16 protein-coding genes are annotated in these 25054 nt (G+C 56.1%); 4 read left to right on the top strand and 12 right to left on the bottom strand.

Features of this window, described 5'->3' with window-relative positions:
• Positions 1-56 precede the first annotated feature (56 nt).
• The 5 genes from CLV58_RS22800 to CLV58_RS22820 form a co-directional block, all read right to left on the bottom strand.
• Complete coding sequence (locus tag CLV58_RS22800) at positions 57-1133, bottom strand: efflux RND transporter periplasmic adaptor subunit (protein ID WP_106140148.1); 1077 nt, start codon at positions 1131-1133, stop codon at positions 57-59.
• 12 nt (positions 1134-1145) lie between these two features.
• A complete protein-coding gene (locus tag CLV58_RS22805; RefSeq protein ID WP_106140149.1) occupies positions 1146-2510 on the bottom strand; it encodes a TolC family protein in 1365 nt (454 codons plus the stop codon).
• Positions 2511-2536: 26 nt separating this feature from the next.
• On the bottom strand, positions 2537-3175 hold the full coding sequence (locus CLV58_RS22810) for a TetR/AcrR family transcriptional regulator (protein ID WP_106140150.1): 639 nt from the start codon (positions 3173-3175) through the stop codon (positions 2537-2539).
• A gap of 178 nt (positions 3176-3353) precedes the next feature.
• Positions 3354-5822 carry a zinc-dependent metalloprotease gene (locus CLV58_RS22815; protein WP_106140151.1) on the bottom strand — a complete coding sequence of 823 codons (2469 nt, stop codon included), beginning with the start codon at positions 5820-5822 and terminating at the stop codon, positions 3354-3356.
• 221 nt (positions 5823-6043) lie between these two features.
• Complete coding sequence (locus CLV58_RS22820; protein WP_106140152.1) at positions 6044-8275, bottom strand: S9 family peptidase; 2232 nt, start codon at positions 8273-8275, stop codon at positions 6044-6046.
• 279 nt (positions 8276-8554) lie between these two features.
• Between CLV58_RS22820 and CLV58_RS22825 the strand changes: the two genes are divergently transcribed.
• The 3 genes from CLV58_RS22825 to CLV58_RS22835 all read left to right on the top strand — a co-directional run bounded on the left by CLV58_RS22825 (position 8555) and on the right by CLV58_RS22835 (position 14589).
• Positions 8555-11776, top strand: a complete 3222-nt coding sequence (locus CLV58_RS22825; RefSeq protein ID WP_106140153.1) for a SusC/RagA family TonB-linked outer membrane protein — start codon at positions 8555-8557, stop codon at positions 11774-11776.
• 30 nt (positions 11777-11806) lie between these two features.
• Entirely contained in the window at positions 11807-13108 is a 1302-nt protein-coding gene (locus CLV58_RS22830; protein WP_106140154.1) for a RagB/SusD family nutrient uptake outer membrane protein, read from the top strand.
• 260 nt (positions 13109-13368) lie between these two features.
• Entirely contained in the window at positions 13369-14589 is a 1221-nt protein-coding gene (locus CLV58_RS22835) for a PQQ-dependent sugar dehydrogenase (protein ID WP_106140155.1), read from the top strand.
• A 74-nt stretch (positions 14590-14663) separates the two neighbouring features.
• Here CLV58_RS22835 and CLV58_RS22840 read toward each other — a convergent pair whose 3' ends face one another.
• The 5 genes from CLV58_RS22840 to CLV58_RS22860 all read right to left on the bottom strand — a co-directional run bounded on the left by CLV58_RS22840 (position 14664) and on the right by CLV58_RS22860 (position 19324).
• Complete coding sequence (locus CLV58_RS22840) at positions 14664-15740, bottom strand: Gfo/Idh/MocA family protein (RefSeq protein ID WP_106140171.1); 1077 nt, start codon at positions 15738-15740, stop codon at positions 14664-14666.
• 1 nt (position 15741) lies between these two features.
• Positions 15742-16152: a PIN domain-containing protein gene (locus CLV58_RS22845; RefSeq protein WP_170108770.1), complete on the bottom strand. Its 411-nt coding sequence runs from the start codon at positions 16150-16152 to the stop codon at positions 15742-15744.
• A gap of 2 nt (positions 16153-16154) precedes the next feature.
• Positions 16155-16370: a hypothetical protein gene (locus CLV58_RS22850; RefSeq protein WP_106140157.1), complete on the bottom strand. Its 216-nt coding sequence runs from the start codon at positions 16368-16370 to the stop codon at positions 16155-16157.
• 69 nt (positions 16371-16439) lie between these two features.
• Positions 16440-17471: a galactitol-1-phosphate 5-dehydrogenase gene (locus CLV58_RS22855; protein ID WP_106140158.1), complete on the bottom strand. Its 1032-nt coding sequence runs from the start codon at positions 17469-17471 to the stop codon at positions 16440-16442.
• A 254-nt stretch (positions 17472-17725) separates the two neighbouring features.
• Entirely contained in the window at positions 17726-19324 is a 1599-nt protein-coding gene (locus CLV58_RS22860; protein WP_106140159.1) for an McrB family protein, read from the bottom strand.
• A gap of 144 nt (positions 19325-19468) precedes the next feature.
• Between CLV58_RS22860 and CLV58_RS22865 the strand changes: the two genes are divergently transcribed.
• Entirely contained in the window at positions 19469-20335 is an 867-nt protein-coding gene (locus CLV58_RS22865) for a hypothetical protein (protein WP_106140160.1), read from the top strand.
• Positions 20336-20439: 104 nt separating this feature from the next.
• Here the strand turns inward: CLV58_RS22865 and CLV58_RS22870 are convergent, their stop codons facing one another.
• Both CLV58_RS22870 and CLV58_RS22875 read right to left on the bottom strand, forming a co-directional pair.
• Positions 20440-21594 carry an efflux RND transporter periplasmic adaptor subunit gene (locus CLV58_RS22870; RefSeq protein ID WP_106140161.1) on the bottom strand — a complete coding sequence of 385 codons (1155 nt, stop codon included), beginning with the start codon at positions 21592-21594 and terminating at the stop codon, positions 20440-20442.
• A complete protein-coding gene (locus CLV58_RS22875) occupies positions 21563-24913 on the bottom strand; it encodes an efflux RND transporter permease subunit (RefSeq protein ID WP_106140162.1) in 3351 nt (1116 codons plus the stop codon). Before CLV58_RS22875 ends, CLV58_RS22870 begins: the two co-directional genes overlap by 32 nt.
• Positions 24914-25054 lie beyond the last annotated feature (141 nt).

Below are 25054 nucleotides of genomic sequence, written 5' to 3' on the forward strand. Positions count from 1 at the left end.
GATACACCATTCGCTTTCGCTACCGGGATTGCGTCAGCCTAACCACAAACTACGAACTACAAACTACTAACCTGTTTACTGTTGCTGACCGTTACTTTCGATCCGTTGCTGAGGTTGAGCTGCCCGTTGACGACGATGGGTTCGCCCTGTTGCAGCCCGTCGAGTACCTGGTACTGATCACCGTTGTCGTAACCGAGTTTGATCCGACGCAGCCGGGCTACGTCGTTCTGAACCACGTATACGCTTGCACTGTCGGCCCCGCCGACCAGCGCCCGACGCGGGATAAACAGACCACTGACGCCCTGCTTGAAGGTGAAGTTTGCGTTGGCCAGCGTACCGGCTTTCAGCTGATTCTTCGCGTTGTTGTTCAGGTACACTTCCACCGGATAGTTGTGCAGTGCATCGCCCTTCGGGCTGATGTAATGTACTGCACCCGTGAAGACGACACCCGGAAAGGCCTGCGCCGTCACGTTGGCCCGGTCGCCAATTTTAAGCTGATAGACGGCCTGCTCCGGTACGTTCACAACCAGTTTCAGCTGACTCAGGTTGATTACTGATGCCAGCACCGCCCCGACCTGTACGTACTCGCCGTTCTCTACTTTCTTGTCGTAGACATAGCCGCTGATCGGCGCTACTACTGCACCATTGCCCAGTACCCGCTTCTGCTGCTTCTCGCTGATCAGCGTATTGTTGTACTGGTCTTTCAGTTTCTGGTACGCTTCCTGCGTGACGGCACCGCCCTGATACAGCCGTTCGTAGCGTTCCATTTCGCGTTTGGCGTTGTCGACCGCCGTCTGACTATTCTGAACGACGATGCCCTGTACTTCGTCCTGAATGTACCCAACCCGCTGGCCTTTACCGACCTGCGAACCCAGCACCAGGTTGAAACCCGTCAGCTTACCCCGCGTTTCGGCGATGATGTTGCCTTCGTTTCGGGCTTCGACTGTTCCGAGCAGTGACAGATTCTGGTCCAGTTTCTCGAACGTTACCGGCTGAATTTCAACGACAGGCGTCGTCTGGAACGTTACTTTCGGCGTCTTGGCCGCGTCGATTTCTTTTTTATTGTCGATGAGCCGGAACGCAATCAGCCCGATTAGCGCAACGACACCGAGTATTATGAGAATTCGTTTCATGAGTGGCTTGTCTTATTTTTTTGTCACGTAATCGATGATCGTACCCTGCGCGTTTTCGTAGTCGAGCCGCGCCTGATACAGGCTGATGAGTTTATTGGCAAGGTTGTTCTGGGCAGTCGTCAGGGCGTCTTTCGAATCGATGAGGGTAACCGACGTCGCGATGCCTTCCTTGTATTCCAGTTCAGTTACGGTCAGAATCCGCTGAGCAAGCGTAATGTTATCCCGTTCGCGCTGAATGTCGCTGACCAGGTTCTGATAACTCACCTGCGCATTGCTCAGGTTCAGTTGGGCCGACTCGCGGGTCAGAATCTGCTGAAGCCGAAGGGTTTCCAGATTCAGCCGGTTCTCCTGATCGCGATACCGGCGCTGATTACCATCGAAAAGGTTCCAACTCATGGTTACACCGACGGCTCCGCTCTGAAACCAGGGTAAACCATTATTCAGGAAGTTGAATGATTCCCGCTGGGCGTTGGTGCCGTATGTAGTATACAACCCGAAGGAAGGCAGATAGCCTCGGTTGTTGGCCTCCCGGTTCAGATTGGCCAACTGGGTATTGATAAGTAACTGCTGAAAGTCAGGGCGATTTTCGACGAAGTTTGCATTCGTTTCGACAAGTTCGACGACTTGCAGTTCATTCTCGATTTCAAGCGCCTGCAAGGAAAGAGGCTGGTCGATGGGCATACCCATCTGAAATTTCAACCGGTTCAATGCCTGGCTAAAGTTTCGATTGGTTTGCTCCAACTGCGATTGCAGATTGTTACGATTCAGTTGAATGCGGCCAAAATCAATTTCGCGCGTTGTTCCATTTTTCAGCCTTACCAGTTCCTGGCGCATCAGTGTATCCGACGAACCTAAATTACGGGTGATAAGCCTTCGTTGCAGATCAATGACCAGCGCCTGATAATACGCCTGCGCCACGTTATAGGCCTGCGTCTGCTCAGCTTGAAGCGTCACTTTGGATTGAAGAGTGATCTGTAGTTTGGCCGCTTTCAGTGCCAGACCCAGCGTTGGATCGAATAGTTTTTGATCGACCCGTCCTGTCAAGGTCGTACTGTACTGGGTTCCGAATCGCAGTGGTACAAATTCGCCCGGCGCTCCCCCGAAAAACTGGGCAGGCAATAATTGAACGGGAAGTTTGTAGTTGTCAATTACGGACCCGGATATGCCAACCTGTGGTAAGTTTTGGCCGATAACCTGCTTGACCTGCACACCTGATATCTGCTCGTTGATACGGGCAATTTTGATGTTCGGGTTGTTAGCCCGCGCGTAGGCAACGCACTGAGCCAGCGTAAACCCATCGCTGGGGGGCGCTAGCTGCGCCCTGACGGTGGGCATCAGCAGCGCCAAAAGGAGACACAAAATAATACGCTTTCTCATGTGTATGGTGGTTGTAATCGTCTGACTTATAGGGAACTGAGGTTGTGTAGGAATCGTCGGATGGCGCGCTCGTACAGCGATGTCGTATCCTTGAACAGGGCGGCCATAGCCGGGTCGTTGAGTGCTTTCAAATGCCGTTCGGCTTCATCGGGTTTTACGTTGGTAATCAGGTTGATATAGCCCGTTATCAGACAGAACCAGTTGAAAATGGCTTCCGGGACTAGTTGCTCCCGTACACCCAGCTCGCTAAACAGACTGTTCATCCGGCAGCGGGCTTCGTGCATTTCGTCGCGCATCTGCTCGCGCTGCTGGGCCATCCGCTCGGGGTTGTGCATCAACCGGAATACCTCCGGCTGACTGGTGGCGAAGTTCCACTGCACCATTGAGAGCTGCACCAGCTTTTCGTTGGCGTCCATAGGCTGGGCCAATACGCTGTCGAAGGCGGCCTTGATCTCTTCGTGGCCCTGCCGGACAATGCTGTGCAGGACGTCTTCTTTGTTTTCAAAATGCTCGTATACAATAGGTGCCGTATACTCAATGGCATCGGCAATGCTGCGTATCGTCACGGCATTCCAGTCTTTGTCCCGCGCGATCAGCCGGGCTGCGTCCAGAATGCGCTGGCGCGTTTCGGCTTTCTGACGGACTCTACGTTCGGTTGTACTCATTCATCTAACCTGTTTCAAAAAACCTAACAAAGATAGATTTTATAAGTTTCGTCTAATTCGCAAATTTTTTCTTTGTGATGAACGGTATCTTTAAATGACGAAAGGCCAACCCTACAGCATAGTCGGGTTGGCCTTCGATATATTTTACTGAAAAATTAATTCGTTAAAAAATGCAATTTTAGTGAACGTCGCAGGATGGATCGAGCCACGCCTGACCGGGGTCGATCGGCGCGCCATCGGGCGGACTCATAGTCGCTGGCGTGGAAATCTGATCGGGGTCATCGAAGTAGCGACCGATCGCCCAGCGTAAGTAAGCCGACTGGCTACTCTTGGGCGCAGTCGTAAGCCGTTGACTCATAGTTGTCAATGCATTGTGGACGACAGCTTTGACACTGCCATCGGTTTCCTTATTGCTCGCCAGCCGGATAAGTGCATCGACGTACAACCGCTCGTTCTGCTGATTGATGGCCTGTAGGTAGGTAGCACCGGTTGTGGTCGTGGCCACCTGCTTACTGAGCGCGTTCAGCATGTCGTCGAGCCCCATCAGGCTTGGGTCGAGGGCATGCTGACGCACCAGTCGGGCGCAACGCTCTGGATTCAGCAGCATTCGGTAGGTCATACCCGCAGCGGCTTCGGCGGGGGCCATCGCGTCGAAAGCCAGCCCCGTGTGGCGTTTGAATACTTCACGCTGATTGGGGGAATAACGGAAGGGGCGGGGTGGCAGCAGCTTCAGTACGGCATCGGGAACGGCTAGCGCCGAGGGGGCCAGGGTGGTTAGCAGCGCGTCCAGTGCCCGCTTCTGTTCTGTCGCCGGTACGGTTGCTACGATGGGCTGACCGTCGCCCCGCAGCGCGTTGGTGTACGTCTGTCCGGCAATGACTTTAGCCGCTGACTCGACCTGATACCGGTGAAACATATAGACGGGGACAAGCACTTCTTCCAGCGTTGCCATGGGTGTACCAACTGGAATTTTCGTTTCGTTGAAATTGCGCAGGGCCAGCGCCCGAACGTCCATCACCCGTTTTAACTCATCAACGGCGTTGGCACCGTTGTCCCACAGGTGCGTTGCCGGGTGGACCGAACCCTCAGGCCGTGCATCCTGATCGGTCAGGAATGTCAGCCCCGCCTTGTGCATATCGGTGACCAGTTTATTGAGCTGCTGCTTTTCGCTAGTACCCTTGGGAAACTGTTCGTAGCCGTAGCGGATGCTCCATTTGTCGTAAGCGCCGATACCCGTTGCATAAGCGTCCGACAGGTCGATGGCGTTGCCTTTGATTGTTGCCAGCATGGTCGGATAGTCCATGACCGACGCTCTGTTTTGCGTACTGGCAATGTAGTTGTGCGGCAGGCCGAGCGTATGCCCCACTTCGTGAGCCGCCAGTTGCCGGAGTCGGGCCAGCGACATCGTCATCATCGGGTCGTTAGCCATTTTTTGCGTCGTGTCAGCGCCAAAGCTGCCGGTCAGGGCCTGGGCAATCAGATAATCCTGCCGGACCCGTAGCGACCCCAGGGTTACTTTCCCCTTGATGATCTCGCCCGTGCGCGGGTCGACAATGCTGGCTCCGTAGCTCCAGCCGCGTGTCGACCGATGAACCCACTGTACCAGGTTGTAGCGCACGTCCATTGGGTCAGCGTCGGGCGGGAGCAGTTTCACCTGAAACGCGTTTTTGTAGCCAGCCGCTTCAAACGCTTGATTCCACCAGGCGGTACCTTCCATCAACGCCGAGCGGATGGGTTCGGGCGTACCGGGGTCGAGGTAGTAAACGATGGGTTTGACGGCTTCGCTGACGGCCGCGTTCGGGTCTTTCTTTTCCAGCCGGTGCCGCGAAATATACCGCTTCATGATCGGCTGACTGACGGGCGACGCGTAATCGAAAAACTCGATACCGCCGTAGCCGATGCGCGGATCGAACAGCCGGGGCTTGTAGTTACTGTCGGGCAGCTGCACAAACGAATGGTGCTGATGCATGGTCACGGCGGCAGGCGTCGGTACGACCTCGCGCAGGTACGGCCCGGCCTGATCGCCGGTCAGGGTGATGATGGTCTCAAACTCAGTATTCTGCGGAAACGACTTCGACATCGGCAGGTACATGGCCGAGCGGGTGGCGTCGAAGCGGTAGTTGCCTTGCCGGGTCCGGGCAATGTCCTGCGCGGCTCCGACGGCATCCTGAAGCAGAAACGGCGTTATATCGACCAGTACGTTCCCGTTTTCTTCGGCTGCAATCTCGAAACCTGCGTGTACCGACTGGGCAAACGACTGCTCGACGGCCCGGCGTTCGAGTGGATCGTTGCTCAGGGCGCGGTAAGCGTAGTTGGGCTCGATCATCAGCACCTTATTGCCACTGCGCTGAAATTTTACGATGTGTTCCTGACCCAGCCTACCCCGATCGAGACCGATGTCATTGGAGCCAACCCCCTGGGCCAGGGTAGGGTAGTAGAGCAACTCGGTGTCGAACTTGTCGATTTCGAGCCAGACTTTGCCTTTCTTGGCATCCCAGTAATAGGTCAGAAAACCGGGGTTACGCTCCATACCTTTGGTAAAGGCGTCGATTGTCGTCGTGGACGCTGGCGCTGGCGTGGGGGCCTGCGCGAAGAGGGTCGACCCTGTCAGTAACGAACAGGTCAGCAATAAATAGAAACGGCGCATTCCAGGTTGGTCGGTTGTATGAACTCCCAAGATAAGCTGAAAATGCCGGTGTTGCCCATCAATTGTTTTGTGATAGAGCTGAAATCGATAAAAACTGTTGGTTTTTGAGTGAAAACGCGAACAGAGAAAGGTAACTGGCTATTAAGGCAACCAGGCCGATCGGCACCGTACCCCTGTCCGAAAATAGCGAGCGCCAGGATTACTCCCGGCGCTCGTTGTCCTTAGTTGGCTGGCTCGCCTTTTAAATGCTCAGCCAGATAATCGGTGTATTGCTGGTGGAGCAACACGTAGCTAGTGGCACTGTACGAGACGCGGTGTGTACCCGGCGGATAAATGCGCAGGTCGGCATCTTTGCCCGCATCTTCCAGCGCCTTCATCAACTGGAAAGTATTGCGGACGTGGACGTTTTCATCCATGGTCGAGTGCGCGACGAACAGCTTACCGGCCAGGTTTTTCGCGTAGGTCGTTACGGCGCTGGCTTTGTATTTCTCTTCGTTCTCAGGCAGTAGGCCCATGTACCGCTCGGTGTAAATGCTGTCGTACAACCGCCAGTCGGTAACGGGCGCACCGACAAGCGACACGCGGAATACGCCGGGGTGGGTCAGCATGGTGTAACTGCTCATGTAACCACCATACGAGTGGCCCCGAATGGCGATGCGCTTCCCGTCGACCCAGGGTTGTTTAGCCAGATAAACCGCCGTTTCGGAAAAGTCCAGACTCTCGTACTTACCCAGTTGCTCATACACGATCTTCTCGAAATCGCGGCCGTAGCCACCCGATCCCCGGTTGTTTACGCCGACAATAACGTAGCCCTGTTGTGCCAGCCACTGGTGCCAGCCCTGCGTGTTGAATTCGTTGTACACCGACTGCGCACCCGGCCCGCCGTAGATATCGAGCATAACGGGGTACTTCTTCGTCGGGTCGAAATCGATGGGGCGGATGATCGAGATGTCGATTTTCTGTCCGTCGCTGGTGGTAAAGCTGGTGAGTTCTTTGGGCGCGTAGGTATGACCGGCAATGTACTGTTTTACCGACTCGTTAGTCTCCAGCGTCTTGATCAGCTTCCCTGATACGTCGCGGAGTTCGACTTGCGTAGGCGTCTGTACGTTTGAATACTGGTCAATGAAATACTGGCCGTTGGGCGAAAAGTCGACCGTGTGCTTACCCGGTACGGTCGTCAGCCGCCGTTTGTTTTTGCCGTCGGTATCGATCGAAAACAGTTGCCGTTCGGTGGGCGCGGCTTCGGTCGAGGTAAAATATACCTTACGTGTTTTCGGGTCGATATGATGTACGTAGGTCACTTCCCATTTGCCACTCGTAACGGGGTTAAGCAGCTTGCCCGAATAATCGTAGCGGTACAGATGCGCGAAGCCGTCGCGGTCCGATACCCAGTAATATTCCTGCACGCCCGCCGGGAAATAAAGCAGGTGGTTGATGTTGGCGAAAAAATCGAAGACGTCGATCCATTTGGTCGCCGTTTCTTCCATAATCTGTTTCGCAGCTCCCGTGCGTCCGTTGGTCATGAACAGGCGCATATGATTCTGCTTCCGGTTGAGGTGAACGAGTGCCAGCTGCCCTTCCTGCGAGGTCCAGTAGATGCGGGGAATGTAGCCGTCGCCGAGGTCAACGTTCATCCACTCCTTGTGCTGATTTGCCAGCTCGATCACGCCGATGCGAACGGTTGGATTTTTGTCGCCGACGCGGGGGTAGGGGAGCGAATCGTAGGTCTCGTCGAAACCGGCGTAATCGGTCAGGCGGTAGATGGGCACCTGCCGTTCATCCGACTGCCAGAAGGCAATGAACTTGCTGTCAGGCGACCAGTACCAGGCTTGGGCCAGCCCAAATTCTTCCTCGTACGCCCAGCCGAACCGACCATTATAGAAAGCCGGTTTCGCGTCGTTGGTCAGGCGGGTTTCCTGCTGCGTTGCGAAGTCGAACACGAACAGGTCGCCACCGCGCTCGTAGCCTACCTTACGGCCGTCGGGGGCCAGTTCGGCCGTCTGTGCATCTTTGGCGACCAGTTTCAGGCTTTTGTCTGCCACCGAATATACGTAGTAATCGGAGATACCCGACCGGCGGTATACGGGCCGGAAGTTGGCCTGAAACAGGATGTTCTTTGAGTCTTTCGACCACTGAAATTCGTCGTAGGTAAACGGCTTGCTGGTACCGGGGAACCGCAGCTGACTACCGTCGAAAATCAGGCTTTCTTTCTGGTCTTTGGGCGACAGTGATTTAATGGTGTTCTGGTCGGCGATGTACGAGAAGCGGTTGCCGCCGTCGATCCAGTTGACGTTACGCGGTCCCGACGAACCGCTCAGCTGACCACTGGCAAACAGGGCCTGTTGCAGACTGGTATACCGTTGTTTGCCCGACGTCGTTGTCTGGGCTGTCACGACCTGAACGGTCAGGGCCAACGCACTCAGCAGCCAACCGACTGAAATACGATAGTTCATGTGATGATTCGAATGAATTGAATCATCAAAGCTACGAAAACCAATGTAGAGACCGCACCGGCGGACCGGCGACCCTTCGCGTCTCACCGCCGGATGGCTACCGCCGGCAGGTGTTGCTGACGCGTGCTGAGACGCGAAGGCCGGGTCGCCGGTGCGATCGCGTCTCTACAGAAAAACCAAACATACGTGCCTTAATCGTTTATTAATCCGTATTTTTTCTAGCTATATTTCGCGTTCATATAAGCATAATTCTGTTTTTATACTCTTAAACGTGCGTCTATGAACAACCGTTACACACGCGTTAGTCCGCGTTGCTGCCTGTGTTGGCTGCTCGGACTGATCCTTTTCTTCCACACCACTACGTATGGACAAGGTACCCGGTACACCTTTACCGGCCGGACCACTGACGCTACCGGGCAACCTTTGCCGGGCGTGACAGTTCAGCTAACCGGTACCGCTGCCGGCCTGAACGGTACCGCGTCGAATGCCGATGGTAATTACAGTTTCAGCGCCACCGTTACACCCGGTACGTACACGCTGACGTTCACCGCCATAGGCTATGGTGTGGTCAATCAGTCGGTTACGCTGGGTCGCGACGAAACCATCGCCACCAACGCGCAACTAAAAGAAGACGTGGCCAACCTGGATGAGGTCGTTGTGACGGGGTCGACAATTACCACGACCCGGCGCGAACTGGGGAATGCCATCAGTACTATTCGTGGTGCTGACCTGACACAGTCGGGTTCGCCCAACCTGATTAATTCGTTACAGGGCAAAGTGCCGGGGGCGCAGATTACGCAGAACTCCGGCGACCCGGCCGGTGGGATCAGCATTCGGCTCCGGGGTATAAAATCGCTGGCTGGCTCGTCAGACCCGCTGTACGTGATCGACGGGGTGATCGTCAGCAACCAGAGTACGAACGTGTCCCAACTGGCATCGGCCAATGACATCGGCTCGGCCAATGCGGGGCAGAATCGGCTGTCGGATCTGAACCCGAATGACATTGCCAGTATCAACGTCGTCAACGGGGCGGCTGCCGCAGCGCAGTACGGGTCGCGGGCGGCTAACGGCGTGGTGCTGATTACGACCAAGCGTGGCACGTCGGGAGCCCCCCGCGTCACGGTATCGACTTCGGTCAACGTCAACGAATTGCGTAGGGGCGTTCCCATCAATACGTACGGTAAGCAGTTTGGTTTCGCGGCTCTTCGTTTGAATCCTATTGCTGCGCTAGATGACAAGCAATACAATAACATGATTAATAAGGAGCCTGGAGCTTATGTACCACAGGCTGGCGAAACATTTGCCCGAATCGTTCGTGATGGAGCGGGAGCATATGTTAGGACCAACCTGGTCGATGTAACGCGGTACAACTATTTCGACCAGATTTTCCGGACAGGCTACGGTACAGACAATGCCGTGTCGGTATCGGGTGGTCGCGACAATACGCAATACTATGTGTCGGCGGGGTACCTCAAAAATCAGGGGATCATCAAGGGCACTGATTTTACCCGCTACAATCTCCGCGCCCGCGTCGATCAGCGGCTGACCAACTGGGCCAAACTCTCGGCTGGGCTAAGCTACATCAACAGCTTTTCCAACGAGAAAGCCAACGGTAACGTGTTTTACAGCCCGATCAACGCGGTCAACATCACCAACAACATCTATGACATTACGCAGCGCGACGCGGGCGGGAACCTGCTTGCCGTCGAGCCGACCCGCGTGAATCCGCTGTCGACCATCGAGGATATGAAGTTCACGCAGTCGGTAAACCGGACGATCAGCGACGTACAGCTAAACCTGACACCGATCAAGGGATTGAGCATCGACTACATTCTGGGCGTCGATACCTACGCGCAGATTGGTCAGAACTACATCCGGCCGTACCCCTATCAGGCGCAGGCGGGTTTGCCCGACGCCCGGTATCCGGACGGTTTTGCCGCGACGGCCAACAATTCGGTACTGCTGCTCAACTCCGACCTGAACGCCAGCTACGAACGGCAACTGACAACGGACATTAAACTGAACGTGATTGCCGGGTTCAATTACCAGTACAGCCGGCAGGACTACACCATTTCCAGCGGACGTGGGCTGGCCCCGTTTATCGAGACTGTCAACGGTGCCACCAGTACAACAGTGCAGAGCAGCTACGCCCTCGATCGGTATAACCTGAGCGGCTACTTCGGGCAGGCTACCGTTGGCTACCGGAACCTCGCCTTTCTGACGGCCGCCGTCCGGCGCGACCGGTCATCAAAATTCTCGGCTTCCGAAACCAACCAGATTTATCCCAAACTGAGCGGCTCGTTCGTCTTGTCGGACCTGGGTTTCTGGAAAGATGCCGGACTGTCGTCGGCGATCAGTAGCGTGAAACTGCGTACGTCTTACGGTGAAGCCGGTAACCTGTCGGGTGTCGGGACGTACAGCCGGTTTTACCAATTTACACCGGTGCCGTTCCTCGGGAAAAATACGGTTGTGCCGGGTACGACGCTGGCCAACGAGCGGGTGCGACCGGAGCGCATGACCGAACTGGAAGGCGGGGTCGATCTGGCATTCCTGAATAACCGGCTCAGTCTGGGTGTCACGCTGTATCATCAGAAAATCAACGATCTGGTCGTCAACCGGACGCTGGCCCCGTCGACGGGGGGAAGCAGTATTGTCAACAACGTCGGTACGATGGAAAACCGGGGCCTTGAACTGGTACTCGACGTGGTGCCGGTGAAAACGCGCGACATCAACTGGGACTTTACGGTGATTTTTAACCGGAACCGAAATAAGGTTCTGTCGCTGGGAACGCCCGCCATCTCAATCGATAACGTGGCTGGCGCGCCGGTTTACCTGCTGGAAGGGCAACCGGCCGGTGTATTCTACGGAACCGGATACGCCTACAACGCCGATGGCTCACTGCTGCTGACCTCGTCGGGTTTCCCCCAATCGGAGCGGGCACTGTCGCAGCCGACGGGGTCGATTGATTACGTGCCGGCCCGCACGGCCGAAGGACAACCCGACACGCGATACAACCCGGCAAACATCATCATCGGCAACCCGAATCCGAACTGGACGGGCTCGTTCAGCACGAACGTCTCGTACCGCAAACTGGGGCTGCATCTGTTGCTCGACGCAGTGCAGGGTGTCGACGTATTCAACGCCGACAAACGTACCCGGCAGGGGGTAGGGATCGGCGACTATGCAGAGAAAGAACTGCGCGGTGAGTTGCCCCGTGGGTACATTTTCGGCATCTACAACACGCAGCAGTGGCGCATCGACGACGGGTCGTACACGAAGCTGCGCGAAGTATCGCTGAGCTACCAACTGCCTCCGCTGACGAAAGCCATCAGTAATCTGAGCGTGTCGCTGGTGGGCCGTAACCTTTATTCGTGGGATAAATACAGTGGCTTCGACCCTGAAACCAATGCGGGCGGCACGACCGACCTGCTACGGGCCGTCGACTTTGGTAACGTGCCCATTCCCCGTACCTATCAACTCCGCCTGTCGGCCACTTTCTAAATCACGGACCTGACAACAGCTAGCAAACAGATGAAACGACTTCTTTCCCTAACAATCCTGACCGGGGCTTTGCTGGCGCAGCAGGCCTGTACGCAGGAATACCTCAACCCCAGTGCGGTGAGTCAGCAGCAGGCCGTTAGTTCGGTCGATGGACTGATTGCCCTCTGCAACGGACTGCAATACCGGTACACTGGTAACAACTCGGTTAGCGCCCTCTACAACGCCGTTGCAGCCGGTGGGCTGACGACCCGTGAATTGGTCGTGCTCAACGCGGGTAACGTCGATGAAGATAACCTGAGCAAAGGGCTGGGCAACGTGAGCAACACCAACGCCGTGGTACGTAACCTCTGGACAACCTGCCAGCTCGTACGGTCGAACGCCGATATTATACTGGCAAATCCGGGCGCGGCAACGGATGCTGGCGTCCGCAGTGGGGTTATCGGGTACGCGTCGGTGTTTCGGGCGCTGGCGCTGGGTACACTGGCGCAGTTTTTCGAACAGGCACCGCTGACATCGGGTACGAATGCCCCGTTTGTGCCCCGTGCGCAACTGTTGACCGAAGCCGTCGCTCAACTGGAAACTGCCGCTACCCAACTGGCCGCAGCGCCGGTGTCGAGCGTATTCACGCAGAAAATCGTAACCGGTATCGACCTGCCCAATACGGTACAGGCGCTGATTGCCCGGTATAGCCTGATGGCTGGAAACTACGACAAAGCATTGGCCGCTGCGGCCAAAGTCAGTCTGAGCAGCCGGTCGTATTTCGCTTTCGACGACAACACGCGCAACCCGATTTTTCAGTATGCCTTCGGTAACCGTAACGTATTTGAACCGGCCAACACCGCACTCGGTCTACCTGCCGGGCTGACACCGGCTACGGGCGACGGACGAATTGCGTTTTACATTCGCTCGAATCCGGCGAGTACTCAAAACCTCGGTACGGGTTTCTACACGGCGAATTCGGCACCGATTCCGGTATACTTGCCCGGCGAAATCCTGCTGATTCAGGCGGAAGCGTACGCCCGTAAAAACGACCTGACCAATGCCGTTCTATACCTGAATCGGGTACTGACCAAAACGGCCGCGTCCGACGCCTGGGGCGTGGGGGCCAACCTATCCGCTTATGCGGGTGATGTAACCGCCGATGCCGTGCTGACGGAGATCTACCGCAACCGACAGATCGAGCTGGCATTTCAGGGGTTTCGGCTGGAGGACAGCCGCCGGTTTGGCCGGTCCGGTCCCAGCGCGACGGGTGAACGCAATCGTAATTTCATGCCGTACCCCCGTACCGAACGCGACAATAATAGCAGTACACCCGCTACCGATCCGAACTAGCGTTTTTTTGAAGACCTAAAAGGTTTTCAAAAACCTTTTAGGTCTGTGAATAGCGGATCAATACGTACAGTCTTCACTGCAACCAGAAGGGGCGCTACAATGTGTAGCGCCCCTTCTGGTTGTAATGGAATGCCCATTAAGTAAGTAAAAATGACTAGCTGAAAACTGACTGGCTCATTAATCAGTTTTTAATGTGTCTGGTCGATTGATACTCTATTCATAGGCCAGCTAATCAACTCAACACGTAAACTTTTCCTTTTATGCGCACCGTACGTTTATCTGGCCTCCTGTCCGGGGCATTGCTGGTTGCGGCCCTTGTCGCCTGTAAGCAGGACGAAGTCAACAAAGTCGGTATTCCAGAAACCAACCAGGACCCTACGTCGGCCGTGGTAACGGGTAATGTGTTTGAGCCGGCACTGGTGGCAGCAACGGCTGAGCGGATCAGTCAGCTCAAGGTACCAACGGGATTCACTATCACGAAGTATGCTGACCAACTGGGAAAACCCAGGCAACTGCTAGTGACATCGGCAGGTCATGTATACGTAACCGATCGGACGGCCGGTACAGTTATGCTGCTGCGGGATACGAACAATGACGGCGTTGCTGACTCGAAACAAACGGTAGCTACGCTGACGCAGGCACACGGTCTGGCCATGCGGGGCAATCAGTTGTACATCGTCACCGACCGGCGGCTGTACGTGGCCGACATGAATACAACGGATGGTACGCTCAGCCAACCCCGACTTCTAGTCGACAATCTGCCTGATGCTGGTCAGCACCCGAACAAGACGATGGCGTTTGGTCCCGATGGTCTGCTTTACCTGAGTATCGGTAGTACGTGCAACGCCTGTATAGAACCTAACCCCGAACACGCCACGATCGTACGGCTCAACCCGGACGGGACAAACCGCACTGTTTTCGCGAAAGGACTACGCAACACGATCGGCTTTGGCTGGCATCCACAAACGGGCGAACTGTTCGGCTTTGACCACGGTATCGACTGGCTGGGCGATGAGGAGCAGGGCGAGGAAATCAACCTGATCAAGCAGGGCGCTGACTACGGATGGCCGCACATCTACGGCAAAAGCAAATACAATCCTCGTCCCCGTCCGGCCGAAGGCACGTATGCTGAGTATGCTGCCAAATCGACGGAGCCGTTGCTGGAATACGAAGCCCATGCGGCCCCGTTAGCCTGGCAGTTCTACACGAAAAGCCAGTTCCCGGCTGAGTATCAGAACGATGCATTCGTGACGATGCGCGGTTCGTGGAATCGGACAAAACCGTCGGGCTACAAAGTCGTTCGGGTACACTTCGAAAACGGCAAGCCTACCCGCGTCGACGATTTCGTAACCGGCTTCCTGGTCGATAACAACCGGGCCCAGTTTGGCCGACCGGTCGGTTTGGCCACGCTCCCCGACGGATCGATTATCTTCAGCGAAGACAATAACGGCGTCATCTATCGGGTGAAATATGGGCAATGATTGAATGACGGAATGATTGAGTGATAGAATGACTGAATGCTACATGCGTCAGCTTATTCAATCATTCAATCATTCTAGTATCCAACAACTTTGCCCGTTCGTGTCGATTCGTAGATTGCCTGAAACAAGGCCACGACCCGGCGGCCGTCTTCGCCGGTAACGAGTGGGGGGCGGCCGTCACGGATGGCATCGCGAAAGTCGGCGATTTGCAGGCCGAAGAAATAACTCGTCGCGTCGATCTGGTTGAAAAAGTCGGTGTCTTCGTTGATAAATTCTGCCAGCCGCTTTTCCTGACCGGGTATGGTCCAGAGGTCGTTGACGGGTGGTTCGGCAATACTCGACCGACCAGCGATGAACATGGCCCCGCCGTCGGTTTGTACACCGACCGACGCGCCACTGCTGCCGTGGATATGTACTTTGCCGTACAAACCCGGCTGCTGACTATTGCTGACGATGATATTTCCCAGCGTGCCGTTTTTGAACCGGACGATGGCCACCGCCGTATCATCGACTTCGATGTAGGGGTGGTTGATGTTTTGCCAGATGCCGTACACCGATTCGACCTCACCCATGTACCAAAGCAGCAGATCGAGCTGGTGCGGTGCCTGATTGACCAGTACACCCCCGCCTTCGCCCGCCCACGAACCCCGCCATGGATCACTTCGGTAATAGGCTTCGTCGCGCCAGCCGTACATCTGGACGACGCCCAGCGCGGGTTTTCCTAAATCGCCCGCATCGATGGCCTGCCGTATGCGCTGGCAGGGAGCGTAAAACCGGCGCTGACTGATGACACCCAGTTGCCGATCGTTACGCTGGGCTGCTTCGATCATAGCGTCGCAGTCTTCCAGCGACGACGCCAGCGGTTTCTCGACCAGTACGTGTGCGCCCGCGTTCAGCGCGGCTACCGTCGGCTCACGGTGGGCGGGGTGCGGTGTACAGACCAGACATAAATCGACCTGTTCCCGACTGACCATCTCCGCAATGTCTGTATAAGACGGGATGCCATAGACCTGCGCAAAGTCCGAGGCTTTGTCGGCGTTGCGGCCGTACACGGCTACAAGTTCGGTGTCGGGTGTTTGTAGCACGCCTTTGGCATGCAAATGAGCAACTTTGCCGGGGCCAATGATGGCAATACGAAGGGGAGCGGACATGTCAATGTTCATCGAAAAATCGGTCGAAACCTCGTTGGCGCAAGCCAGCCTTTAATACTTCGTCACGCGTCCACAGTTCACCTCTCAGCTCAAGGGTTAGCGCGATATAGGCTGTATCGTTTTCGTCAACGTCTTTGCAAAGGTGATAGGCTTCAAAGAAGTTTTCCAGGCTAATTAATTCCTCATTGAAGAAGTGAATTTTCTGAATAACCTGATTCAAGTAGTTAAATACGTCCTCTTCAGCCGCTTTTGATTTTTCAACAATTCGTTGTCGATGTTTGAACAGCTCCGTTACCAGATAATTAGGGGTATAGAAACTAAACGGACTATCGAGTAGCCGACGTCGGGTCAGTGAGGTTTTCGTGTGAATAGCTGCGAACAGAATGTTGTGGTCGATGATGATCTTTCTCACAATTATTCACCAATAAAACGCTGCTTGTTCTGTTGCCACCAAGTTGCATTGATTTCTTGACCTATCTCCAGAATGGAATCGTCGAAGTCGATCTTCTGAGCGAGTTGCTCTAGCTGGAGCCGCTCAAGCAAGTCGATCATGAATTCACTACTTACGGAGTTTTTGTCAATACTGATGACGTATCGATCAGGTTGGTTCTGAATGTTGATAGCGTTCATACTTTTTTTTACAAGATACGCAAAGTAGCGGGTTATCGGGTAGAGACGTGATCGCACAGCGATGCAATATCAGGGCTTCAATACCACTTTTATCAGGCCTTTTTCTTTGGCGTACAGACGTCTGAACCAGTCGGCACCCTCAGCGAGTGGTACTTCGGCGCTGAGGATGGCTTCGACATTGATACGTCCTGACGAAATCAGGGCCAGAGCAGCTTCGTATTCGCCGTTGATGGCGCACGACCCCTGTAACCGCAATTGCCGCGTCACGACCGCCTGCAAGGGTAGTTCGACAGTTGGTGCCAGATTGCCCACCAGCGTGACTGTTGCCCCTTTCCGTACGCAGTCGATAGCCGTTTTAACGGTTGGTCCGGCACCGACGACTTCAAACGAAACGTCGGTTCCGCGCCCGTGTGTCAGCGCCTGTACCTGCTGCGGCACGTCGGCCGTTTTGGCGTTGATGACGTGTGTGGCACCAAGTTTCTGCGCCAGCGCAAGCCGGTCGTCGTCGAGGTCGATGGCGATGATGGGGTAGCAGCCCGCCAGTTTCAGCGCCTGAATGATAAACAAGCCGATCATCCCTGCCCCAACGACAGCCGCCGAATCGTTGACCTGAACGGGTGTCAGACTCAGTGCGTGCAGCGCCACCGCCACCGGCTCGACCAGAGCTGCCTGCGTGAAACTGACATTATCGGGAATGGCGTACAGGATATGCTGCGGTACGGTTACGAACTCGGCGAACGCGCCCTGCCGTTTGAAATCGGGTGTCGACACGCCCACTACTTCGCGGCCGTCGCTGAGGTTGTACTGTCCCCGGCGACTATACCAGTCATCGAGTGCATACACGGTCGAATCGAAGGTGACGCGGTCGCCGACGGCCCAGTCGCGGACGTCGCTGCCCACTTCGGCGATGACCCCAGACGCTTCGTGGCCCATCACCATCGGCGGAATCCGTCGCCCGCTGCTGCCATCCATGCCGTGCACGTCGGAGCCGCAGATGCCCACAGCCTGTACGCGTACCAGTACCTCGTTCGGGCCGGGTGTCGGCTGGTCAAGGTCCTGTAGTTCAAAGTGATTGTATTCGGTCAGAACGAGTGCTTTCATAAGGGTATGTTTTGTAGCCCAGACGTCTACGTCTGGTAGCCGCGGTAGCGGCTAAAAAGTTGCCGACGATAACGGTTAGCCTAACGGCTACCAGACCTGGAGGTCTGGGCTACACGTTATTCTGTAGCCTGGACGTCTACGTCCGGGTGGGCGCGAGAGCGACCAATACAGTTACCGCCACGAATAGTTGCCCTGACGGATACCCGGATATGGACGCCTAGGCTACATTTGTACTATGCTACAGCGCTGTCAGGCTACACTGATTTTTGGTAGATACGGACAAAAGCAGCGGGGGGTACCTGTTCATACTCATGCGCCAGCAAATGCGGGTTGATTTCGTAGCTGACAACCTCATCGACCGTGTCGGGAATGTCGCCGAACAGGTTGGTGGTGGCCGTGCTGGTATACGTCTTCCGCACCCAGATCAGCCGTTGATCCGGCTCTTTGCCCCACGTCCGGTTGTCACCTAGCACCAACTGTATCCGCGCCCAATCGTTGAAAAAATATTCCTGTAGTAGCGGAATGATTCGGTCGCGGAAGACGTCGCATAACTCGGCATGCGTCGAGACGGTGAGCAGGTAGGCGTGGCCGAGCTGATGATCGCGGTCGAGCAGGTATTCGATGCGTTCGTTGAGCGTTCGCAGCAATTGCGCCAAATCGACGGTTTCGACAACGGGGAGTACCGACGGGTCGGGGCGGAGTTCGCGGAACGAAAACCGGCGACGCAACGCAATGTCCAGCAGGGCAATCGACCGGTCAGTCGTGTTCATCGTGCCGACGATGTAGAGGTTCGCCGGTACACCGAAACGCTCCTGCGAGTAGGGGAGCGTCAGCCAGAGTTCATGTTCGGCTCCCAGCCGCTTGTCGGTTTCGAGCAGCGTGATTAGTTCGCCGAACACACTGGCGATGTTTGCCCGGTTGATCTCATCGATCAGCAGGAAGTGAGCGGGGGCCTGCGTCAGTTTGCGCTGCCGGTTGTCGGGCGAATCGTTCAGGCAGTCGGCTAGTGTAGCGTACCCGGCCAACTGAACCGCCGATACGCAGGCTTTATGGAAAATACCTTTTCTGACTTTATAGCTGACCTGACTACCTACTACTTCCGGTCGAATGCCTTCGACAAACTCTTCGTAGCCGTAGGCCGGGTGAAACGTAATCAGACTGGCCCGCCCGTCGCGCAGGTACGGTTGCAGCGCGTGGGTCTTGCCCGTACCCGGCGGACCGTACAGAATCAGGTTGTGCGGCTGATTGTCGGGAACGTTGCGGGCAGGTGTTTCGTAGTCGGCACCGGGTTCTTCGACGGTATGCCCGTTCGGGTGGCGTTCGCCCAGCGACGGGTCGTCGGCCAGCCGGATCAGTTCGCTGAGAAAGGCTTCGTCTTCGGCCGCGCGGTAGACGTCGGGGTTGTGCCGGGCCGAGTGCGGACCGCGTTTGCCGGTTTCGACCAATTCGGGCAGGCAGTCGAGCCAGCATTGCTGAACGGTCGGCTGATAAAGCAGGTGCGCGCTCGACTGACCGATAACTGCCGCTATGTAGCCTGATTTTTGGCTGACACCGCTGAAATCGATTTCAGGAAAATCGGTAAGCTGGTCCTGCGCCGACTTCTTGATCGTTAGCCAGAATTCGGGTTCGCCCCGGTGGGGTTTGACCAGACGCAAGGCCCAGAAAAAGTTGACGTTGGCGGTAATGGCTTTTTGATCTTTGCGAATCGTAAAAGCCAGCCGGCTGTCACCGTTGGGCAGATTGACGACGTCGATCAGTTCTTTCAGTAACCCGAAAAAACGGCGGACGGCTTCGGGGTGACCGATGTCGCGGATACGTTCGACGAGCAACTGCTGGGTGGTATCGAGTAACACAGATGGAAAATTCAACGGATAGGATGGGCCGTATGCTATAACGATTTAGCCGGTGTCAGGGATAGCGAAACTACAACTTTTCGCGCGTACGCCCGTCGTTGTCGTGGTGGCTGGACGTATATTTGTTTGTTACCAGAAATGACTATGATACACCGTTTACTTCATTGCTTCGGGCTGTTTATTACGGGGGTAGTGCTCGGTACTGGTTGCCATCCCGATAACCCGGTGGCCACGGATACCTGCCGGTTGAGCAGCGTAACCGATCAACTGGTCGAAACCAGCGGTAAACTGACCGACGAAACCAGCTGGTCGGCGACCTACGGTACGGACGGAGTCAACACGATAACGACCCGCACGGCCAGTCAGACGGCTACGTTCGGTATTGAGCTGAGCGACAACCTGCCCGCCCGCGCCGTCAGTGGCCAGGACGTGATTGCAATGAGTTATGGCATGAGTTCGCTACCCGTTAGTGCGACATTTGCGCGGGGTGGTACGGTACAGTCGACCTTCACCATGCAATACGGCGCGGGCGGTGTGCTGACGCGTATCGTCGAAAGCCGACAGGTGTTACCCGCCAATTCCCTGACCCGTCAGCGCGAGTACACGTTTACCTACGATGCTGCGGGAAACCTGACGGCGGAGCGCGATGTATTTACGCTGCGCGACGGGCTGACACTCGCTCAGGAAGCAACATTCACGTTCGACACGCGGCCGTCGCCCTATATCCGCTTTGCCTATCGCCCGCTGCTGACGGTGGTAGCACTGGCCACGGATATGGAAACGGTGCCGGGCCGATTCTGGCACCAACTGGCACCTACCGCGCTGCTGTCGTATAACCTGAACAGCGACGGCAGCCGGGCCACCATGCGCGAAAACAGCACCTTCGCCCTCACCTACGACGCCGACAACAAACTGACCACCCGCGAGCAGACGGCCTTGCTCTATCAGTCCAGCGTCCCGACCCCCATCAGCAAAAAGAACCGCCAGACCTTCGGGTATTCGTGTGAGTAGAGACGCGATCCTTCGCGTCTCAGGAACCGGATGGTGTTGTTGACGGATGGTGTTGCTGACGCGTGCTGAGACGTGATGGCCGGGTCGCCGGTGCGATCGCGTCTCTACTTTACGCTAACCGGCGAGCCGTCGCGGATTTCTTCGGTGGCTTCGGTGACGAGCTTGTCGCCTTCCTTGAGCGCGCCGAAAATTTCTACTTTCTCGTCGGCTTCCAGGCCACGCTTGATCGGCACCCATTCGGCTTTCTGCTGATTGACCCGAATGACGAAGACGCCCGTCGATGAATTGATGATGGCTGACTTCGGCACGATCAGCGCGTTGTTGCTCGTCGGTAGCGGGACGTTTACTTCGGCGACCATACCCGGCAGCAGTTTCCGGTCGTCGTTTTGTACGTCGACTTCCACCCGTTCCGAACGCAGTTTCTTGTCAAGCGCACCGGCTTCGCGTTTTACCTGTCCGCTGAAGTTGCGGTCAGGGAAGGCCCGGACGTTGAATGAAACCCGGTCGTTCGTGTTCACGTAGCCGGTGTAGGCTTCCGGTACCGAGATCACCAGACGCAGCCGCCGTTGCTCCGTCAGGACGAACAGCGGGAATTCGGAGCCTTTGCCCGCTGGCCCGATGTACGCGCCGGTGCTGGCGTTACGGGCGCTGATGATGCCGTCGAACGGCGCGCGGATTTGCAGGTACTGCCGCAGGTCGGCAACTTCGCGGTAGGCCGATTTGGCCGCTGCCAGTTGGGCAAGGTCGGCGTTTTGCCGGGCCAGTGCCTGATCGACATCGTTCTTCGAGACCGCGCCGGGCAGGTTTTTGGCGGCTTCGGCCACCCGCGCGTAGTTGGCCCGACTGGCAATCGACAGGGCTTCCTGCGCTTTCAGTTTCGATTCGGCCGACGCCAGTTGAGCGTTGAGTTCGGGCGCTTCGGCCTGCGCCAGCAACTGCCCCTGCTTCACTTCCGAGCCGACGTCGGCATTCAGTTTCTTGATGTAGCCGGTTACGCGGGCGTAGATATCGACGTCGCGGTAAGCAACCAGTTCACCCGGAATGTGCAGGGCGGAGGCCAGTTTGCCGCGCTGAAGGGCGAAGGTTTCAACAGCGGCCGTTTCCACGGTGGCTGCTCCTTCGACGGCTTTGGCTGATTCGGCTTTCTTTTCTCGTTCTTCTTTTCCTTCAGACGACTGGCAGCCGGATAGCGAACTGAACAAAATAATACTGCCTGCCGCCAGCAGACTAAACCATGTCTTTTTGGGTAGCCGATTCATACGTTGCGGGACTATAGAACTTACTGTTTTTGTCTTCAGGATCGAGCGATACCGACTCGGTGGTGGTTTTTTCCTGTACCCAGGCGAATACCAGTGGCAGGATGAATAGGGCCGCAAAGGTAGACGCAATCAGCCCGCCGATAACGGCCCGGCCCAGCGGAGCCGCCTGCGAACCGCCTTCGCCCAGTCCGGATGCCATCGGAATCATCCCAACGACCATCGCTACGCTGGTCATCAGAATAGGACGGAGCCGGACCGATGCCGCTTCACGGGCCGCCTGTAAAGCGTTCCCACTTTTCAGTCGAAGCTCCTCGGCATTGGTGACCAGCAGTACGGCGTTGGAAATCGACACACCGACCGACATAATCATGCCCATGTACGATTGCAGGTTCAGCGTCGAGCCGGTCAGCATCAGTAACACCAGTGAGCCGACGAGTACCGCCGGTACCGTACACAACACCACCAGCGACACTTTGAACGACTGGAAGTTGGCTGCCAGCATCAGGAAGATAACCACGATGGCGGTCAGCAGGCCGGTTTGCAAACTGTTTAGTGTATCGATCAGCACTTCGCTCAGCCCCTGCAGTTTGACGGTCAGACCACGGGGTAGTTCACCCAGCGAATTGATGGCGTTCTGTACGTCGTGGGCGGCTGTGCCCAGATCCATGTCGTTGAGGTTCGCCGTTACCGACAGGACCGGAATGGCCCCGAGGTTATCGTTTTCGCCGTAGGTTACGCCTTTCTGAATCGTTGCTACGTCGCCCAGTACCGGCCGGTTGTTATTGGGCGATACCGGAATCTCGCTCAGGTCGTCGACGCTGCGCATCTGGTTCTCCGGAATCTGTACCTGCACGCTGTAACTCTGTCCTGACTTGGGGTCAATCCAGACGTTTTTCTCGGTAAAACGCGACGACGAGGTCGACGCAATCAGCGAGCGGGAAATGTTCGATACGTCGGTACCCAGCTGCGCGGCCCGCGTCCGGTCGATGGTGACGTCGATGGTCGGATATTTGGTCGATTGGCCGATCTGTACGTCGCGCAGGTAGGGGATCTCCCGTAGTTTGGCGATGACCTTGTTGGCGTACTCCTCGTTCTGCTTTTTGTTCTTGCCGGAGAGCCGCACCTCAATCGGCGTCGGCGATCCCTGACTCAGAATTTTCTCCGTCAGCTCGATGGGTTCGAACGACATTTTTACGTCGGGCAGCGCCTTATGCATCCGGGCCCGGAACTCGTCTTTCAACGCGTCCATGTCGGTGTCGTAGTCGTGTTTCAGGCTGACCTGTAGGACGCCTTCCTGCGGTCCGGCCATGAACAGATAGATCGGGCTGGTCGAGAACTGCGACCCGTGCATCCCTACCATCGCCGACGAGATTTCGATGTTTTCCTTCCCAACGATGCCGTTCAGTACATTGAGCGCCTTGAGCATGGTTGCTTCGGTCTTTTCCAATCGGGTGCCGTCCGGCGAGCGGAGCCGAACCTGAAACTGGCCCGCGTCGCCTTTGGGCAGTACGTCGCGGCCGATCAGCGAGATCAGCAGACCGGCCAGTCCCAGCGCCCCAACGACGTACAGCAACACGATGGGTCGGCGGTAGGGTAGCGCCCGGTTGATGAACCGGACGAAGCGAATCCGCACCCGCTCGAACAGCCCGATCTTGCCGTCGTTGTCCAGGTCTTTCTGGTGAGCCAGTTGCTGCTTCTGCGCGACAATATCGTCGTCGGTATTCGTTCCGGTCATGGTAACGACGCCGTTCTTTCCGTTGACGTGGCCGTTTGCGTGCCCGTTGCTGGGGGCGAGTTTGCCGTTCAGATTCGTACCGTTGGCATGGCCGCTCTGTCCGTGGTTGTGTTCCTTCATCATCCAGTTGGCCAGAACCGGTACCAGTGTCTGGGCCATGACGTAGGAGGTAATCATCGAGAAGCCGATTGCCAGCGCCAGTGGTAAAAAGAGTGCGCCCGGAATACCCGTCATGGTAAAGGCGGGGGCAAAAACGGCCAGAATACAGAACAGAATCAGTAGTTTGGAGAAGGCAATTTCCTTACAGGCGTCCCAGATGGCCAGCGCTTTGGGCTTACCCATGTCCATGTGCTGGTGAATATTTTCGATCGTCACCGTCGATTCATCGACCAGAATACCGATGGCCAGCGACAGTCCTGACAGGGTCATAATGTTAATCGTCTGCCCGAACAGCGACAGAAACAGGACGCCCGAAATGATACAGGTCGGAATGGTGATAATCACGATCAGCGCACCGCGTAGATCACCCAGGAAAAGCAGGACCATCAGCCCCGTCAGGATAGCCCCGATAGCCCCCTCCGTCAGCAGACTTTCAACCGAGTTGATGACGTAAACCGACTGGTCGAAGGTGTAGGTCAACTGCACGTCTTCGGGCAACAAGGCCTGAAACTTGGGGAGGGCCGCTTTCAGGTTTTGCACCACCTCCCAGGTCGACGCATCGGCTGATTTGGTGATGGGCAGGTAGACCGACCGCTTCCCGTTGACCAGCACATAGCCCTGCGTAATGTCGGCCCCATCCTCGACCGTGGCAACGTCTTTCAAATACAGGTTCTGTACCCCGCCGGTGTAAAGCGGAATATTGCCGAAGTCCTGCAGGTTTCGAATCGTCGTGTTGGCTGGTGTGAAATAGTTGAGGTCGCCGACACGCACGTTGCCCGCCGGGGTTGCCTGATTGTTGACGCGCAGGGCCGCCACCAGCTGATCGGGGGTCAGGTTGTGCGAGCGCATCAGTTCGGGGTCGGCCCGAATCACGATGGTCCGCGAGTTACCGCCGAAGGGTGCAGGCGCTACCAGCCCCGGAATCGAACTGAACCCCGCCCGGACGTAGACGTTGGCCAGGTCCTGTAACTCGTTGTTCGTCCGTTTGGGGCTACTCAACACCAACTGACCGACCGGCAGCGTCGATGCGTCGAAACGAAGAATGAACGGCGGTTGGGAGCCGGGTGGAAAAATGGCCTGTGCCCGGTTGGAGTACGCCGACACCTCAGCGGCCGCCTGCGCCATGTTGGTGCCCTCGTAGAACGATAGCTTAATGAGCGTCAGGCCCTGAATGTTCTTGGTTTCAATGCTTTTTACCCCCGATACATACAGGAGCAGGTTGACGTATTGTTTCCCGAAAAACGACTCCATCTGGTTGGGCGTGTAGCCCCCAAACGGTTGGGAGATGTAGATAACGGGTAGATTGAGGTTCGGAAAAATGTCGATCTTGATGTTGCGAACGGCATTGATTCCGAAGAAGAATAAACTCGCCACCAGAACCAGAATCGTGATCGGTTTCCGTAAGGCAGAACGGATTAAATCCATAGGGCTGTTGAGCAGAAGTAACGTGTCACAGGACCGACGTAAGGCCAATCAGGAATGACAAAGAGGCAAAACCCAATTTTTTAGCCAATACGTCATACTTAGCGCATTTCGCTCCTAAAATTTACAAATTTTAGCAGTAAA

The organism is Spirosoma oryzae (genome assembly GCF_003002825.1).
Classification (GTDB): Bacteria; Bacteroidota; Bacteroidia; order Cytophagales; family Spirosomataceae; genus Spirosoma; species Spirosoma oryzae.

Coding starts and splice junctions, on each gene's coding strand:
- CLV58_RS22800 (WP_106140148.1), bottom strand. CDS start 1,133: ATGAAACGAATTCTCATAATACTCGGTGTCGTTGCGCTAATCGGGCTG.
- CLV58_RS22805 (WP_106140149.1), bottom strand. CDS start 2,510: ATGAGAAAGCGTATTATTTTGTGTCTCCTTTTGGCGCTGCTGATGCCC.
- CLV58_RS22810 (WP_106140150.1), bottom strand. CDS start 3,175: ATGAGTACAACCGAACGTAGAGTCCGTCAGAAAGCCGAAACGCGCCAG.
- CLV58_RS22815 (WP_106140151.1), bottom strand. CDS start 5,822: ATGCGCCGTTTCTATTTATTGCTGACCTGTTCGTTACTGACAGGGTCG.
- CLV58_RS22820 (WP_106140152.1), bottom strand. CDS start 8,275: ATGAACTATCGTATTTCAGTCGGTTGGCTGCTGAGTGCGTTGGCCCTG.
- CLV58_RS22825 (WP_106140153.1), top strand. CDS start 8,555: ATGAACAACCGTTACACACGCGTTAGTCCGCGTTGCTGCCTGTGTTGG.
- CLV58_RS22830 (WP_106140154.1), top strand. CDS start 11,807: ATGAAACGACTTCTTTCCCTAACAATCCTGACCGGGGCTTTGCTGGCG.
- CLV58_RS22835 (WP_106140155.1), top strand. CDS start 13,369: ATGCGCACCGTACGTTTATCTGGCCTCCTGTCCGGGGCATTGCTGGTT.
- CLV58_RS22840 (WP_106140171.1), bottom strand. CDS start 15,740: ATGTCCGCTCCCCTTCGTATTGCCATCATTGGCCCCGGCAAAGTTGCT.
- CLV58_RS22850 (WP_106140157.1), bottom strand. CDS start 16,370: ATGAACGCTATCAACATTCAGAACCAACCTGATCGATACGTCATCAGT.
- CLV58_RS22855 (WP_106140158.1), bottom strand. CDS start 17,471: ATGAAAGCACTCGTTCTGACCGAATACAATCACTTTGAACTACAGGAC.
- CLV58_RS22865 (WP_106140160.1), top strand. CDS start 19,469: ATGATACACCGTTTACTTCATTGCTTCGGGCTGTTTATTACGGGGGTA.
- CLV58_RS22870 (WP_106140161.1), bottom strand. CDS start 21,594: ATGAATCGGCTACCCAAAAAGACATGGTTTAGTCTGCTGGCGGCAGGC.
- CLV58_RS22875 (WP_106140162.1), bottom strand. CDS start 24,913: ATGGATTTAATCCGTTCTGCCTTACGGAAACCGATCACGATTCTGGTT.